The sequence below is a fragment of the Kitasatospora sp. MMS16-BH015 genome, assembly GCF_002943525.1.
Lineage (GTDB): Bacteria > Actinomycetota > Actinomycetes > Streptomycetales > Streptomycetaceae > Kitasatospora.
On record NZ_CP025394.1, the window covers coordinates 2962461 to 2977035 of the forward strand.

A 14575-nucleotide genomic window follows, 5' to 3' on the forward strand; every position below is an offset into this window, starting at 1 on the left:
TCGGTGGCGCCGCGCGCCACGCTGCTGGGCGTGGACATCTGGACGTATCAATCCGTGGAGTACGTCACCGTCGCGGGCGAGGCCTGGCTCGCCTCCGCGAGCGAGTACCCGCGCAGCATGCGAGCCCTCTGGCACTCCCGCCCGTGGGCGCCCACCGTCCTGCCCTGCGGGCGTGTCTTCGACGTGATCAGCATGCCCTCGCTGTTCGGGCGCCGGGTGCTGGACGAACTCTGGGCCTCCGGCCCCGGCTGCGGCCCGGTGGCCGCGTACCGGGGTCGGACGCTGCTGTTCGTGCAGCCCGGCGCGGCAGCGCGGCTGCGCACCCTGCTGGCCTGGGAGGAGTGGGCCCGGGAGGTGCCGCCCCTGCTCTGCCACGGCCGGGGCGACGCCGTCACCGTCCCCCCGGTCCAGCGCATGGTCGACGCCCCGGACTCCCCCGGCCAGGGCGCCGGCCGCTGGATCGTCGCCCCCGACAGCAAGGACCCCTGGCTCCCGGGCGCCGCCGTAGTCCTCTGGGCCGCCGTCCGCGCCGCCCGCACCCGCCCCACCCCCCAGGTCCCGGCCGTCCCCCAGCCCTGCCCCTCCGCCTGACCCCGCCCCCGGCAGGTATTCGATTTTGGCTGCACCCGGAGCCACTGCTAGAGTCTCCTCTGTCAGCAGGCGCCGCTAGCTCAGTTGGTTAGAGCAGCTGACTCTTAATCAGCGGGTCCGGGGTTCGAGTCCCTGGCGGCGCACAGACAGGCCGAAGGCCCTTCGCGAAAGCGGGGGGCCTTCAGTCGTTTGCGGAGACGGGGGAACAGGGATGACCGCTGGGCGGAAGTTCGCCGATGCCGAGGGGCTGGCTCCGGTGGTGCGGGAGGTGTTCGGGACGGATCGGCGGATCAGTGGGGTGGAGCGGCTGGTCAAGGGGACGAAGAAGGGGGTTTACCGGGTCGGGCTCGACGACGGGACCAGCACGATCGTCTACGTCTGGAGTGCCGACGAGGACTACTGGGACGGGCTGCTGCCGGAGGGGCACGACGACCCGGCGAATCCGTTCGCCCATGCCTCGGGGCTGGACTTCTTCGAAGGGGCCACCCGGCGGCTGGCGGCCGTGGGGGCCCGGTCGCCGCGGCTGCTGCTGGCGGACCGGAGCAGGCGGCTGTACCCGGAGGACATCGCCGTCGCGGAAGACGTCCGGGGCGGCACGCTGGAGGCGCTGCTGGAGCGGGATCCGGCGGCGGGGCGGCGGACGCTGGGGCAGTTGGCTCAGATGCTGCGCGGGATGCACGCATACCGGGGGCCGGCCTTCGGGCGGGTGGCCTGGATCGACGGCGGGGGCGCACCGCCCTCGCAGAGCTGCGAACGGGCTTACCTGGAGCGGTCGTTGACGCACATCGCGACCGCCGTGCCGCGCGACGCCCGGGCGGCGGAGGGCGAGGGGCAGCTGGTGGAGAAGCTGCACGCGCTGTACGAGGCGCTTGAGCCCCGGGCCGAGTTCGGCGTGGTGCACGGCGAGCTGTGCGCCGAGCACACCCTGGTCGGGCCGGACGGGGAGCCGGTGATCATCGACATCGAGGGGTTGATGTACACCGACGTGGAGGTGGAGCACTGCTGGATGCGGATGCGCTTCGGCCCGCACTACGAGGCCCTGCGCAACCCGGACTTGGACCCGCGACGGCTCGCGTACTACCAGTACGTGATGCACCTGGACCTGGTCGGCGGCCCGCTCCGGATCGCCGAGGGCGACTTCCCGGACCGCGACTGGATGCTCGGCGTGGCGGACCACCACCTCCGGCAGGCACTGGCGTACCGGGTGTGAGACCGGCCCCTCGCCGGGCGGCGAGGGGCCGGACCAGAAAGCCTACCGACCGTCAGCGATTGCGCAGGGAGCGGTAGTTGGCGACCAGGGCGGCGGTGGAGCCGTCCAGGGTCTCGGTGCCCTCGCCGGTGAGCAGGATGGGCTCGATCCGCTTGGCCAGCACCTTGCCGAGCTCGACGCCCCACTGGTCGAAGGAGTCGATGTTCCAGACCGCGCCCTGGACGAACACCTTGTGCTCGTACAGGGCGATCAGCTGGCCGAGCACCGAGGGGGTGAGCTCGGCGGCCAGCACGGTGGTGGTCGGGTGGTTGCCCTTGAAGGTCTTGTGCGGCACCAGGTGGGCCGGGACGCCCTCGGCGGCGACCTCCTCCGGGGTCTTGCCGAAGGCCAGCGCCTGGGTCTGGGCGAAGAAGTTGGCCATCAGCAGGTCGTGCTGGGCGGTGAGGGCCGGGGAGAGCTCGGCGGTGGGCCGGGCGAAGCCGATGAAGTCGGCCGGGATCACCTTGGTGCCCTGGTGCAGCAGCTGGTAGTAGGCGTGCTGGCCGTTGGTGCCGGGGGTGCCCCAGACCACCGGGCCGGTCTGCCACTCGACCGGGTCGCCCGCGCGGTCCACCGACTTGCCGTTGGACTCCATGTCGAGCTGCTGGAGGTAGGCGGTGAACTTGGAGAGGTAGTGCGAGTACGGCAGCACCGCGTGCGCCTGGGCGTCGAAGAACGCGCCGTACCAGACCCCGAGCAGGCCGAGCAGCAGCGGCACGTTCTGCTCCGCCGGGGCGGTGCGGAAGTGCTCGTCGACCAGGTGGAAGCCGTCCAGCATCTGCCGGAAGTTCTCCGGGCCGATCGAGATCATCAGCGACAGGCCGATGGCCGAGTCGTAGGAGTACCGGCCGCCGACCCAGTCCCAGAACTCGAACATGTTGGCCACGTCGATGCCGAAGTCGGCCACGCCCGCCGCGTTGGTGGAGAGCGCGACGAAGTGCTTGGCCACGGCCTCCTGGCCGGCGCCCAGCTGGTCGAGCAGCCAGCCGCGCGCGGAGGTCGCGTTGGTGACGGTCTCGATGGTGGTGAAGGTCTTGGAGGCGACGATGAAGAGCGTCTCGGCGGCGTCCAGGTCGCGGACGGCCTCGTGCAGGTCGGCGCCGTCCACGTTGGAGACGAAGCGGACCTCGATGCCGCGGTCGCTGTACGGGCGCAGCACCTCGTAGGCCATCGCCGGGCCGAGGTCGGAGCCGCCGATGCCGATGTTGACCACGGTGCGGATCCGCTTGCCGGTGTGGCCGGTCCACTCGCCGGAGCGGACGCGGTCGGCGAAGGCGGCCATCTTGTCGAGCACGGCGTGCACGGCGGGCACCACGTTCTCGCCGTCCACCTCGATCACGGCGCCGCGCGGGGCGCGCAGCGCGGTGTGCAGGACGGCGCGGTCCTCGGTGATGTTGATCTTCTCGCCGCGGAACATCGCGTCGCGCAGCCGGGCGACCCCGGTGGCGGCGGCCAGCTCGCGCAGCAGGCCGAGCGTGTCGTCGGTGACCAGGTGCTTCGAGTAGTCGACCAGCAGATCGCCCACCCGCAGCGCGTACCGGGTGCCGCGCTCGGGGTCGGCGGCGAAGAGCTCGCGCAGGTGCCGCTCTCCGAACTCCGCACGGTGCTTGGCCAGGGCGTCCCACTGCGGCAGCTGGTTGAGCTTGGCGCCGCCTGCCTGGGTCTGCGACATGTCGGTGTCTCTCCTTGGGTCGTCCGGTGCGCCCGCCCGGTCTGTGGTCCGGTGCGGCGCGGTCGGTCGGTGCGGGTACCGGTACGGCGGTGCGGAGGGTCGCGCGAGGCCGGGCCGGGCAAGGGGGCGCACTGCCGACTCCGTTGACGGCCGCTGCCCGGGCGCCAGCCTACGCGTCCTGGCGTGCCGTCAGCGGACACCTCGACGGACGGCGGGCGCATCCAGTCAGGTCAGCGGCGGGCCGGGTCGGGTCAGCCACCGGGCGGGTCAGCGGCGGGCCGAGCGGAGGTCGAGCCCGCGCAGCACCTCGTCGACGATCTCCGGGTCGGCGCCGGGCTCGGTGCGGGCGCGCAGCACCTCGCGGCGGCCGGCGGCGATCATCTCCTGCTCGATCTTGGCGGCCTCCCGCCACTGGACCAGGCGCAGCTTGGCCTCGGCGGCCTCCTGCTCCTCGTACTTCTCCGGGCAGAGCCGGGCCAGCCGGTCGTGCTGGCGCTCGCGGAGGCGTTCCACCATCTCGGCGGGGAGCTTGTCCTGCTCCTCCAGCTCGGCGAGGCGGTGCAGCCCGGCCTTGGCCGAGCGCCACCAGAGCTGCTTGACCGCCGCCTCGTGGTGGTCCTGGCTGTCGTCCAGGCGCAGCCGCCGGACCAGCCAGGGCAGGGTGAGGCCCTGCACCAGCAGGGTGAAGAGCACCACCCCGAAGGCGACGAAGACGATCTCGCTGCGGCCGGCGAACGGCTCGCCGCTGTGCAGCGCGTACGGGATGGCGAGGGCGAGCGCCACGGTGGCCACCCCGCGCATGCCGGACCACCAGAGCACGACCGTCTCCTGCCAGGTGAGCGGGGTGTCCTCCTCGCCCTTGGTGACCCGCTTCGAGATCCAGGAGGCCGGCAGCAGCCAGGCCAGCCGCACCAGCACCACGGTGGCGATCACCCAGGCGGTGTCGCCGAGCATGTCGCGCCAACTGCTGCCCACGTCCCGCAGCACGGTGGCCAGCTCGAGACCGATCAGGCCGAAGGCGACGCCGGTGATCAGGATCTCGACGATCTCCCAGAACGCGTTGCCGACCAGCCGGTACGAGACCTCGTCGGCGTCGGCGGCCCGGTCGGCCAGGTAGAGCGCGCAGACCACCACGGCCAGCACCCCGGAGCCGTGGCCCTCCTCGGCCAGGGTGTACGCGGCGAAGGGCACCAGCAGGTTGAGCGCGACCTGCTGGGTGGGGTCGTCCAGCATCGCGGCCAGCTTGGTGGTGAGCCAGCCGAGCACGATCCCGATCACCACCGCGACCACGGCCGAGAGCACGAACCGCAGCAGGGCGTGCGGCACCGAGAAGTCGTGGCTCACCACCGCGTCGATGGCCAGCGAGTAGACGACGATCGCCGTCACGTCGTTGAACAGCCCCTCGCTCTCCAGCACCGCCACCAGCCGCCGGGGCAGCCCGATGCTGCCGGCCACCGCGACGGCAGCCACCGGGTCGGGCGGCGAGACCAGCGCGCCGAGCGCCACGGCCGCCGCCACCGGCAGGGTCGGGGTCAGCCAGTGGAACACCCCGGCCACGGCGGTGGTGGTCACGATCACCAGGGCCACCGCGAGCAGCAGGATCGAGCGGATGTTGGCCTTGAAGTACCCGACCGAAGAGCGCCGGGCCACGGCGAAGATCAGCGGCGGCAGCACCAGCGGCAGGATCAGGTCGGGCTCGATGGTGACGTCCGGGATCTGCGGCACCACCGCCATCACCAGGCCGAGCACCGTCATCATCACCGGTTGCGGCACGCCGGTGCGGCGGGCCAGCGGCATCGTCACCACCGAGGCGAGCAGCACCAGGAAGAGCAGGGACAGCTGGGCCACGTCCGGACGTCCTCTCAACGGAATTCGGGGGATACCGACGTCGGGCCCAGGATAAATGTGACAAAACGTCATGTTGGGGCGGCTCGCCGCAGACGGTTGACCTCAAGCCGACTTGAAGTTGCAGACTGGTGTCCGAAGAGATAACCGACGGGGGAGAGACCTGATGCTGGCTTCGCTGTTCCGTACGCCGGGTGGGCCCGAGGTGCTCGAACTCGCCGAGGTACCGGTGCCCGTACCCGGGCCCGGGGAGGTGCTGGTGCGGGTGCTGGCGGCCGGGGTGCAGCCGGCCGACGCGGCGGTCCGGCGCGGGTGGAGCCCGCCGGGCACCACCGTCGAACTGCCCGCGATCCCCGGCAACGAGTTCGCCGGGGTGGTCGAGCGGCTGGGCCCGGGCAGCCACGGCTGGTCGCCGGGGGACGAAGTGCTCGGCTTCCGGCTGCTCGGCGGGCACGCCCAGTACGTGACCGCGCCCGCCGACCAGCTGGTGGCCAAGCCCGCCACGATGAGCTGGGCCGAGGCCGGCTCGCTCTCCGCCTCCGGCCAGACCGCCCACGTCGCCCTCACCGAGCTGGGCGTGGGCCCCGGCGACACCCTGCTCCTGCACGGTGCCTCCGGCGGCGTCGGCACGGTGGCCGTCCAGCTCGCCCGCCACTGGGGCGCCACCGTGATCGGCGTGGCCAGCGCCCCCAACCACGACCACCTCCGCGCCCTCGGCGCCACCCCGGTCGCGTACGGCCCCGGCCTCGCCGACCGCATCCGCGCCGCCGCCCCCACCGGCGTCACCGCCGTCCTGGACGCGGCCGGCCACGGCTCCCTCGACGCCTCCCTCGACCTCGGCGCCCCACTCGACCGGATCGGCACCATCGTCGACTACCCCGCCGCCCTGCGCCTCGGCCTCCGCACCCTCCGCGGCCCCCGCACCGCCACCCGCCTCGCCGAACTCACCGACCTCCACACCGCCGGCGCCCTCCACCTCACCATCGCCGCCACCCTCCCCCTCTCCCGGGCCCCCGAAGCCCACCACCTCGTCGAAGCCGGCCACACCCGCGGCAAGCTCGTCCTCACCCCCTGGCCGACCGGGTGACCTCGATTTCTGCTTTCGCCCGCTGACCAGGTAATGTTCTCGACGTCAGCAAGCGCCGCTAGCTCAGTTGGTTAGAGCAGCTGACTCTTAATCAGCGGGTCCGGGGTTCGAGTCCCTGGCGGCGCACAGACAGACTGAAGGCCCTTCGCGAAAGCGGAGGGCCTTCAGTCGTTCATCAGGACCGTGAGCCTGCTTCGGTCAGCCGAAGTAGCTGTGGAAGGTGTTCGAGAACTCCTTGCCGCCGTACTGGTCCCAGTTGATCGACCAGGTCATCAGGCCGCGGAGGCTCGGCTGGGGGCCGCTGAGGGGGACGTAGGTGCCGCAGTTGGTGGCCTTGGTGAGGCAGTCGAGGGCCTTGTCGACCTCGGTGGGGGTGACGTAGCCGTTGCCCGCGTAGGAGTTGGCGGGCATGCCGATGGCGAGCTGGGAGGGGGCCAGGGGCGGGAACATGTTGGCGGTGTTGCCGGCGACCGGGAAGCCCTTGAGGAGCATGTCGGTCATCGCGACGTGGAAGTCGGCGCCGCCCATCGAGTGGTACTGGTTGTCGAGGCCCATGATCGAGCCCGAGTTGTAGTCCTGGACGTGCAGCAGGGTGAGGTCACCCCGCATGGCGTAGATCACCGGCAGGAACGCCCCCGCCCGCGGGTCCTGGCCGCCCCAGGGGCCGGAGCCGTAGTACTGGTAGCCGAGCTGGACGAAGAAGGTCTCCGGCGCCATGGTCAGCACGAAGCCCGAGCCGTACCTGGCCTTCAGGGCCTTGAGCGCCGAGATCAGGTTGACGATCACCGGCGTGGTCGGGTTCTTGAAGTCGGTGTCGCCGGTGTTGAGCGAGAGCGAGTGGCCCTCGAAGTCGACGTCCAGGCCGTTCAGGCCCCACTTGTCGATGATCGCGGAGACCGAGGAGACGAAGGCGTCCCGGGCCGCCGTGGTGGTGAGCTGGACCTCGCCGTTCTGGCCGCCGATCGAGAGCAGCACCTTCTTGCCCTTGGCCTGCTTGGCCGCGATCGCCGCCTTGAAGTCGGCGTCGGACTCGGCCGTCGGGCACTCGGTGGTGGAGCAGCGGTTGAAGTGGATGGTGCCGGAGGTCACCGAGTCGGGCTCGCCGAAGGCGAGGTCGATCACGTCCCAGCTGTCCGGCACGTCCGCCATCTTCAGGTACCCGGCGCCGTTGGCGAAGCTCGCGTGCAGGTAGCCGACCAGCGCGTGGGCGGGCAGCCCGCCGGAGGGCGGCGGGGTGGTGGTCGGCGAGGAGGAGGGGGACGAGGACGGGGAGGAGCTGGGCGAGGAGGACGGGGACGAGGAGGGCGAGGAGGACGGCGAGCTGGACGGGGAGGGGGAGGCCGAGGTGGACGGCGACGGGGAGGGGGACGGGGCGCCCGGGCCGTCGAGGGAGACGTCGTCGGCGTAGTAGGTGCCCTGGCCGTACCAGCCGTGGGTGTAGACGGTGGCCGTGGTCTGGGTGGCGGTGGTGGTGAAGGTGGTGGAGAGCTTCTGGTAGGCGCCGCCGGTGCCGGGGGTCCAGGTGCTGCTGCCGCCGTTGACGCCGAGGTAGACGTAGGCGCCGTTGACGTAGGCGCTGAGGGTGTAGGTGGTGTTGGGGGCCACGGTCACCGTCTGCGAACACTGGGCGGAGTCACTGGCCGAGGCCGCGCCGGCCAGGGCGTAGCTGCCGCTGTGGGCGTGGCCGGTGACCACGCTGCCGGTGGCGCCGGTGCAGCTCCAGGGGGCGAGGGAGCCGGATTCGAAGCCGCCGTTGGTGAGGAACTCGCCCGCCGAGGCGGAGGAGGCCAGGCCGAAGCTGAGGGCGACGGCGCCGGTGGCGGCCAGCGCGAAGGCGGTGCCGGCCGCGAGGGCCGATCTGGGAGTGCGCAGGTGGGAGGTACGCATGTGGGGGTGTGCTCCTGCCGAGAGTTGTGGGGGAACGTCCGACACGTGGTGGGGGAGCCCGGCTGGACTAGACCACTGAAGCGAAGAGCCAACACCGTGTCAATGGGGATGTCAGGTGCTGAGCAGCCGTCAGGCAGACCTCCGGTTGCGGCCCGCCAGGGCCCACCGCACCGTGGAGTGGTGACCGCACCCGCCTACCTGAGGTACCCCCACCTGCGCGACGGGCTGCTCACCTGCACCGCCGAGGACGATGTCTGGGCCGCCCCGCTGCACCCGGACGGCAGCGTCGGCCGGGCCTGGCGGGTCAGCTGCGACCGCACCCGGGTCAGCCACCCCCGCCTCTCCCCCGACGGCGCCACCGTCGCCTGGACGAGCTGGCAGACCCTCACCCCGGAGGTGTTCACCGCGCCGGTCGACGGCGGTGAGGCCGTCCGGCTGACCTACTGGGGCAGCCAGGACACCCGGGTGCGGGGCTGGCTGCCGGACGGCGAAGTGCTCGCCGTGACCTCGTACCACGAACCCTTCGCCCACTACACCTGGGCGTACGCGCTGCCCCCGGACGGCTCCCCCGGCCACCGGATGCCCTGGGGGCCGGTCAACGACGCGCAGGCCGACCGCGAGCACACCGTGCTGCTGACCGCCGCCGCCCCGCACGAGCCGAGCGCCTGGAAGCGGTACCGGGGCGGGGCCACCGGGCGGCTCTGGCGGGACACCACCGAGCTGCTGCCGGGGCACCGGGGCCACCTGGCCTCGCCGATGCCGGTGGGCGGCCGGATCGCCTTCCTCTCCGACCACGAGGGCGTGGGCAACCTCTACTCCTGCCGCCCGGACGGCTCCGACCTGCGGCGGCACACCGACCACGCCACCTACTACGCGCGCGAGGCCGCCACCGACGGCACCCGGGTGGTCTACCAGCACGCGGGCGACCTCTGGCTGCTCGACAGCCTGGACTCCCCCGCGCCGCGCCGCCTCGACGTGCCGCTCGGCGGCACCCGGGCCGGGCGGCGGCCCTACCCGGTGGCCACCGCCGGGCAGGTCAAGGACCTGATCTGCGACTACACCGGCCGGGCCAGCGCGATCACCGTCCGGGGCAGCCTCTACTGGCTCACCCACCGGGACGGCCCGGCCCGGGTGATCGCGGACACCCCCGGCGTCCGGGCCCGGCTGCCCGTGCTGCTCGGCGCCACCGGCCGGCTGGCCTGGCTCACCGACGCCGAGGGCGCGGACGCCGTCGAGCTCGCCCCGCTGCCCGGGCGCGGCGGCGCCGACGGCCCGCACCGCCGGTTCGCGGCCGGCGAGCTCGGCCGGGCCCTGGAGCTGGCCGCCTCCCCCGACGGGCACACCCTGGCCGTCACCTCCGCCGACGGCCGACTGCTGCTGGTCTCGGCCGAGGACGGCGAGGTCCGCGAGGTCGCGGCCTCCGCGTACGGGCCGGTCACCAGCCCGGCCTTCTCCCCGGACTCGCGGTGGCTCACCTGGTCGCAACCGGTGGCCGGCCGTTCGCTTCGCAGCATCAAGTTGGCCCGGGTGGACGCGCCCGCGCTGCACCTCGACGTGACCGGCGGACGGTTCGAGGACGAGCACCCGGTCTTCACCCGGGACGGCCGCTTCCTGGTCTTCCTCTCCTGGCGCGGCTTCGACCCGGTGCACGACGTGCACACCGGCGACCTCTCCTTCCCGCTCGGCTGCCGCCCCTACCTCGTCCCGCTGGCCGCCGACACCCCCTCCCCGTTCGCCTCCCCCGCCGAGGGCCGCCCGCCGGTGGGCCTCGACCCCGAGGAGGCGGGCGGCGACGGCACCGTGACGGTCGAGCCGCAGGGTCTCGCCGAACGGCTGGTGCCCTTCCCGGTGATGGCCTCCAAGTACTCGGCCACCACCCCCGTCCGGGGCGGCGTGGCCTGGCTGCGCTGGCCGATCTCCGGCGCGCTCGGCGAGACCTTCGTCAACCCGGCCGACACCTCCGGCCGCCCCTCCCTGGAGTACTTCGACCTCGCCCGCGGCACCCGCTCCACGGTGGTCGACAAGCTCGACGGCTTCTCCGTCTCGGGCGACGGGAGCTGCGTCGCGGTCTTCCACGCCGGATCCCTGATGCTCCATCAACTGCCCAGCGGTGGATCGCCTTTGTCGGTCGACCTACGGCGGATCAGCCACACCGTGCACCCGGCGGCGGAGTGGCGGCAGTCGTACCACGAGGCGGCCCGGATCGTCCGGGGCGAATTCTGGGACGCCGGGATGTGCGGGCTGGACTGGGACGCCCTGGTCGCCCAGTACGAGCCGCTGCTCGACCGCATCGCCGGGCCGGACGACTTCGCCGACCTGCTACGGGAGTTGCTCGGCGAGCTCGGCACCTCGCACGCCTATGTGACCCCCTCGCGGCGCGGCGAGGGCCCCCAACCGGTGCAGCAGGCCCTCGGGTTGCTCGGCGCCAACGTCCACCGCTCCCCGGACGGACGGTGGTTGGTCCGACGAATCCTCCCTGGTGAGTCCTCCGACCCCCGGGCCCGGGCCCCGCTCGCGGGCTACGGCCTGCGCGACGGCGACGAGTTGCTGGCCATCGCCGGGCGCCCGCCGGACCCGGTCCGCGGCCCCGCCCCCCTGCTCGCCGGTGCCGGCGGCTCCACCGTCGAACTCACCTTCCGGCGCGGCCCCGGCGGCCCGTCCCGGCGGATCGCCGTCACCCCGCTCACCGACGAGCGCCCGATCCGCTACCAGGACTGGGTGGTCGGCCGCCGCCGCCTGGTCCGCGAGTACAGCGACGGCCGGTGCGGCTACCTGCACATCCCCGACCTGGGCGGCTCCGGCTGGGCCCAGTTCAACCGCGACCTGCGTCGTGAACTCGCCTTCGACGCCGTGGTGTTGGACGTGCGGGGCAATGCGGGCGGCAATGTCTCGGAGCTGGTGCTGGAGAAGCTCTCCCGGCGCGTCCTGGCCTGGGACTTCGCGCGGGGACGGCTGCCCGTCCGCTACCCGCGGGACGCCCCGCGCGGCCCGGTGGTGGCCCTCGCCGACCACGCGACCAGCTCCGACGGCGACGTGATCATCGCCGCCGTGAAACTGCTCGGCCTCGGCCCGGTGGTCGGCACCCGCACCTGGGGCGGCGTGGTCGGCATGACCGGCCGCCACACCCTGGGCGACGGCACCCAGATCTCCGTCCCCAAGAACGCCTCCTGGTTCACCGGCGGCACCGGCTGGAGCATCGAGAACCAGGGGGTATCCCCCGACGTCGAGGTCCTCCGCACCCCCCACGACTGGGCCCGCCGCAGTCACCCCGACCTCATCGAAGCCGTCCGCCTGGCGCTCCACCTCGCCGACACCCACCCCCCGGCCACCCCGCCTCCGGCGGACACCCCACGGCCGGATCTTCGACGCCCACCTCTGCCACCCAGGAACAGGTAGGGGCGCGGGGAACGGCGCGGCCAGCCATGCACCTCCCGCTGTCTTACGCAGATGCCCACTTGCACTATCCGATGACGGTGCAAGTGGGCATCTGTACGGCAGTGCGGCGAGTTCACTGGCTGGTGGCGCAGTTCCCCGCGCCCCTAGATAGTGCAACCGCGCCCCGGATGGACAGCACCACCGGTCCCTGGGCTGAGGATCAGTCCCAGGGATCGCCTTCGGCGGTCATGTCCGCCGCTGCCTGGCGGTCTTCCTCCGTCATGGCGGTGCCCGCCGCCGGTGGGGCGGAGCGTTCCACGCCCGGGGCGAAGGCGTCCGCTGCTTCGTCGTGGGCGAGGGCCGCGCGTTCGGTCGGGTCGGCTGCCGGCTGGTGGGAGCGGCCCAGGAGTCGGTCCAGGATGCCCATGTCTCCTCCTCGTGCTGCGTCGGGCTACGGGCACCCCCCACTGTCACACTACGCCGCAGGGGGTGCCACCGGGCTCAGCCGAGGGTGGCGGTCTGGCCGCCGTTGTCCAGGCGGCCGGTGAGGCGGACCGGGCCCGGGCCCGGTCCGTGGGCGGGGAGGGCGAGCGGATGGCCGTCCGTCCGGGTCTCGGGCAGGGGGTAGCCGGCGGCGCCGGTCACGGCCACCACCTTGCGGCTGCCCGCGACCAGCAGGTACGCCGTGCCGGAGCGCGCCCGCCACCAGGTGGCGCCGAGCACGTTCTGGTCGAAGCGGCTGCAGGCGCGGCTCTCGGCGGCCTCCGCCGTCCGGATCGGGGCGGCGGTGCCGGGCGGCAGCAGCTCGGTCGCGGCGGTGCCGCCGCCGTCCCAGCGGTCGCTCCGGAGGCAGACCCAGGTGGCGGGGCCGGCGTTCTCCGGGAGGGGCTGCTCGGCGAAGACCCAGGCGTTGACGGCCTTGGTGCCGGGCTGGGCGGTGGTGAGGGTGCAGGCGGTGCGGGCCCAGGTGAGCAGGGCGTCGGTGCCGGTGGCCTCGCGCGGGGCGCGGGCCGGGCCGGCCTGCGGGGGCGGGGTGTAGGTGAGGTGGACGGGCAGCAGACCGCCGAGGTCGGCGAGCAGGAAGGCGTGCTGCTCGGCCACCACCGGCGAGGAGCGCAGCTGCAGCACCTGCCTGGCCGCACAGTCGGCGGCGCCGGCCGGGACGGGGGCGGTGAGGCCGTCCGGGTGCGGCAGGGCTGCCGCCGGCTGGTCGGGGCGGCGCAGGTCGCGGGTCTCGGCGGTGTCCACCCAGGGGGCCAGCAGCAGGCGGGCGCCGGCGGCCGTGCGGTGCAGCACCACCGCGGCGGCCGTGGTGACGTCGGCCTGGTCGGTGCGGGCCAGGGCCAGCCCGGGGCCGGTGGTGGCGCCCTCGGTGTAGCGGGCCAGCCGGCCCTCGCCCTGGAGCAGCACCACCGTCTCGCCGTCCACCCGTCCGGCGTAGAGCAGCCGGGGTGGACCGGCGGGCGGGCCGGGCGGGGTGCCGGGTGCGACCTCGGCACCGGCCAGGCCGGTGGCCCAGGCGCGGCGGGCCCGGTCGACCAGGGCGTGGTCGGTGCGGAGTTCGCCCCGGGCGGGCCAGACCTCGAAGTCCAGGCGGGCGGTGTGCCGCCAGGCGTCGGGAGCTGCCATCACCGGCGCGGCGAGCGCGGCCGGCCCGGCGGCCGGGGGCGGCGGGAGCGGGTGGGCCGGGCCGGTGCCGGCGCCGGTGCCGGTGCCGGTGCCGGGGAGGAGCAGCACCGCGGCGAGGGCGGCGGCGCCCAGGGCGGTGAGGGAGCCGCGTATCCGGAGCCGACGCCGCATCAGGTCGGCCGGCTGGGCCCGGACGGCGCAGGGGTCGAACTCGGCCGATCCGTTGAGCACCCGGCCGGCCTCGGGGTGCGCGGTGAGCAGCAGCTCGGCCTCGGCCAGCGCTCCGGCGGGGGCCGGGGCCCCGGCCGCGGCGAGCAGCCCCAGCACCTCCGTCTCGGTCAGCCCGGCGGTCAGTCGCAGCCCGCAGGCCGCCCGCCCGGCCGGCGACAGGCGGGCCAGGGCCTGGTCCACCGTCAGCGCCTCGGCCTCCCCGGCCTCGGTGTACAGCCGCAACCCCCACACCTGCGGCAGCCCCACTCCCCGCCCCCGGGCCACCCGCAGTGCCCGCCGCACCACCCGCCCGCGCACGGCCGCCACCACCTCGGCCTCACCGTCGAAGCCGGCCGCCGACCCGTCCGGGACCTCGACCTGCCCGTCGACCGGAACGACCGGAGCAATCGGAGCGGCCGGAGCGATCGGAACGGCCGCTCGCCGGCCGCCGGCCGGGCCGGCCAGGGAGCGCTGGACGATGCGGTGGGCGGCGAGCACCCGGTGGTGCCGGTCGCCGCTGCCGGCCAGCACCAGGTAGGCCAGCCGGGCGAGTTCGCGGTAGTGCGCGACCAGCACCGCCTCCCGCTCCGCCAACCGGGCCCGCCGCCCCCGCCCGGCCCGCAGCCGGAACCCCCGACCGGTACCCCGCCGCTCGGCCATCCCCCACACCTCACTCCCCCGGGACCACCCGGGCACGCCGCCGTCCGAGGCCGCCCGGTATCCGCCGGCGGCCCACCGCCGTGGCCAACGAAGCGATCATGGGATGGTCACTCCGCCCCCGGGCACCCCACCCACCACGCGCCGCCCGCCCCGACCCGCACGCCGCCCCCGCGACGCGGCCGCCGGCGGCCGCCTCACTCGGACGGGCGAGCCGCACCCCGCCCCCGCCCCGCGCGGTGATGTCCGTACGGCCGCCGGGGGTTGAGACTTTGGTCCCCGGGAGAGGCGCCGTAGGGCCGTAGCGGCCTCATCCGGTGCGGACGGAGGGTGGAGCTGTCAGCCGGTCCCGGCAGCGCCGCCGGGCCGCACT

9 protein-coding genes and 2 tRNA genes are annotated in these 14575 nt (G+C 74.0%); 6 read left to right on the forward strand and 5 right to left on the reverse strand.

What is annotated here, in order from left to right; genetic code table 11:
• The first annotated feature begins 3 nt into the window (after nucleotides 1-3).
• The 3 genes from CFP65_RS12770 (at nucleotide 4) to CFP65_RS12780 (ending at nucleotide 1801) form a co-directional block, all read left to right on the forward strand.
• Nucleotides 4-591, forward strand: coding sequence for a bifunctional DNA primase/polymerase (locus CFP65_RS12770; protein ID WP_371682408.1), 588 nt, complete (start codon nucleotides 4-6; stop codon nucleotides 589-591).
• Nucleotides 592-660: 69 nt separating this feature from the next.
• Nucleotides 661-734 (forward strand) — tRNA-Lys (locus tag CFP65_RS12775).
• A 68-nt stretch (nucleotides 735-802) separates the two neighbouring features.
• On the forward strand, nucleotides 803-1801 hold the full coding sequence (locus CFP65_RS12780; protein WP_104816207.1) for a hypothetical protein: 999 nt from the start codon (nucleotides 803-805) through the stop codon (nucleotides 1799-1801).
• Nucleotides 1802-1853: 52 nt separating this feature from the next.
• Here CFP65_RS12780 and pgi read toward each other — a convergent pair whose 3' ends face one another.
• Both pgi and CFP65_RS12790 read right to left on the reverse strand, forming a co-directional pair.
• Complete coding sequence (gene pgi / locus CFP65_RS12785; RefSeq protein ID WP_104816208.1) at nucleotides 1854-3512, reverse strand: glucose-6-phosphate isomerase; 1659 nt, start codon at nucleotides 3510-3512, stop codon at nucleotides 1854-1856.
• 267 nt (nucleotides 3513-3779) lie between these two features.
• Nucleotides 3780-5360 (reverse strand): Na+/H+ antiporter, encoded by a 1581-nt coding sequence (locus CFP65_RS12790; protein WP_174805528.1) that lies wholly within the window; start codon nucleotides 5358-5360, stop codon nucleotides 3780-3782.
• Nucleotides 5361-5523: 163 nt separating this feature from the next.
• Between CFP65_RS12790 and CFP65_RS12795 the strand changes: the two genes are divergently transcribed.
• Nucleotides 5524-6444: an NADP-dependent oxidoreductase gene (locus CFP65_RS12795; protein ID WP_104816210.1), complete on the forward strand. Its 921-nt coding sequence runs from the start codon at nucleotides 5524-5526 to the stop codon at nucleotides 6442-6444.
• Between the two features lie 52 nt (nucleotides 6445-6496).
• A tRNA-Lys gene (locus CFP65_RS12800) sits at nucleotides 6497-6570 on the forward strand.
• Nucleotides 6571-6642: 72 nt separating this feature from the next.
• Here CFP65_RS12800 and CFP65_RS12805 read toward each other — a convergent pair.
• Nucleotides 6643-8331: a chitinase gene (locus tag CFP65_RS12805; protein WP_104816211.1), complete on the reverse strand. Its 1689-nt coding sequence runs from the start codon at nucleotides 8329-8331 to the stop codon at nucleotides 6643-6645.
• A 102-nt stretch (nucleotides 8332-8433) separates the two neighbouring features.
• Here CFP65_RS12805 and CFP65_RS12810 point away from each other — a divergent pair, with 102 nt between their 5' ends.
• A complete protein-coding gene (locus CFP65_RS12810) occupies nucleotides 8434-11727 on the forward strand; it encodes a S41 family peptidase (protein ID WP_371682409.1) in 3294 nt (1097 codons plus the stop codon).
• Between the two features lie 199 nt (nucleotides 11728-11926).
• Here CFP65_RS12810 and CFP65_RS12815 read toward each other — a convergent pair whose 3' ends face one another.
• Nucleotides 11927-12133, reverse strand: a complete 207-nt coding sequence (locus CFP65_RS12815; RefSeq protein WP_104816213.1) for a hypothetical protein — start codon at nucleotides 12131-12133, stop codon at nucleotides 11927-11929.
• Between the two features lie 74 nt (nucleotides 12134-12207).
• Nucleotides 12208-14205 (reverse strand): hypothetical protein, encoded by a 1998-nt coding sequence (locus tag CFP65_RS12820; protein ID WP_158702154.1) that lies wholly within the window; start codon nucleotides 14203-14205, stop codon nucleotides 12208-12210.
• Between the last annotated feature and the right edge of the window lie 370 nt (nucleotides 14206-14575).

What these genes read in the sequence shown, in the direction of transcription:
- CFP65_RS12780 (WP_104816207.1), top strand. Translation starts at nt 803, where the DNA reads ATGACCGCTGGGCGGAAGTTCGCCGATGCCGAGGGGCTGGCTCCGGTG.
- pgi (WP_104816208.1), bottom strand. Translation starts at nt 3,512, where the DNA reads ATGTCGCAGACCCAGGCAGGCGGCGCCAAGCTCAACCAGCTGCCGCAG.
- CFP65_RS12795 (WP_104816210.1), top strand. Translation starts at nt 5,524, where the DNA reads ATGCTGGCTTCGCTGTTCCGTACGCCGGGTGGGCCCGAGGTGCTCGAA.
- CFP65_RS12805 (WP_104816211.1), bottom strand. Translation starts at nt 8,331, where the DNA reads ATGCGTACCTCCCACCTGCGCACTCCCAGATCGGCCCTCGCGGCCGGC.
- CFP65_RS12810 (WP_371682409.1), top strand. Translation starts at nt 8,434, where the DNA reads ATGGGGATGTCAGGTGCTGAGCAGCCGTCAGGCAGACCTCCGGTTGCG.
- CFP65_RS12815 (WP_104816213.1), bottom strand. Translation starts at nt 12,133, where the DNA reads ATGGGCATCCTGGACCGACTCCTGGGCCGCTCCCACCAGCCGGCAGCC.
- CFP65_RS12820 (WP_158702154.1), bottom strand. Translation starts at nt 14,205, where the DNA reads ATGGCCGAGCGGCGGGGTACCGGTCGGGGGTTCCGGCTGCGGGCCGGG.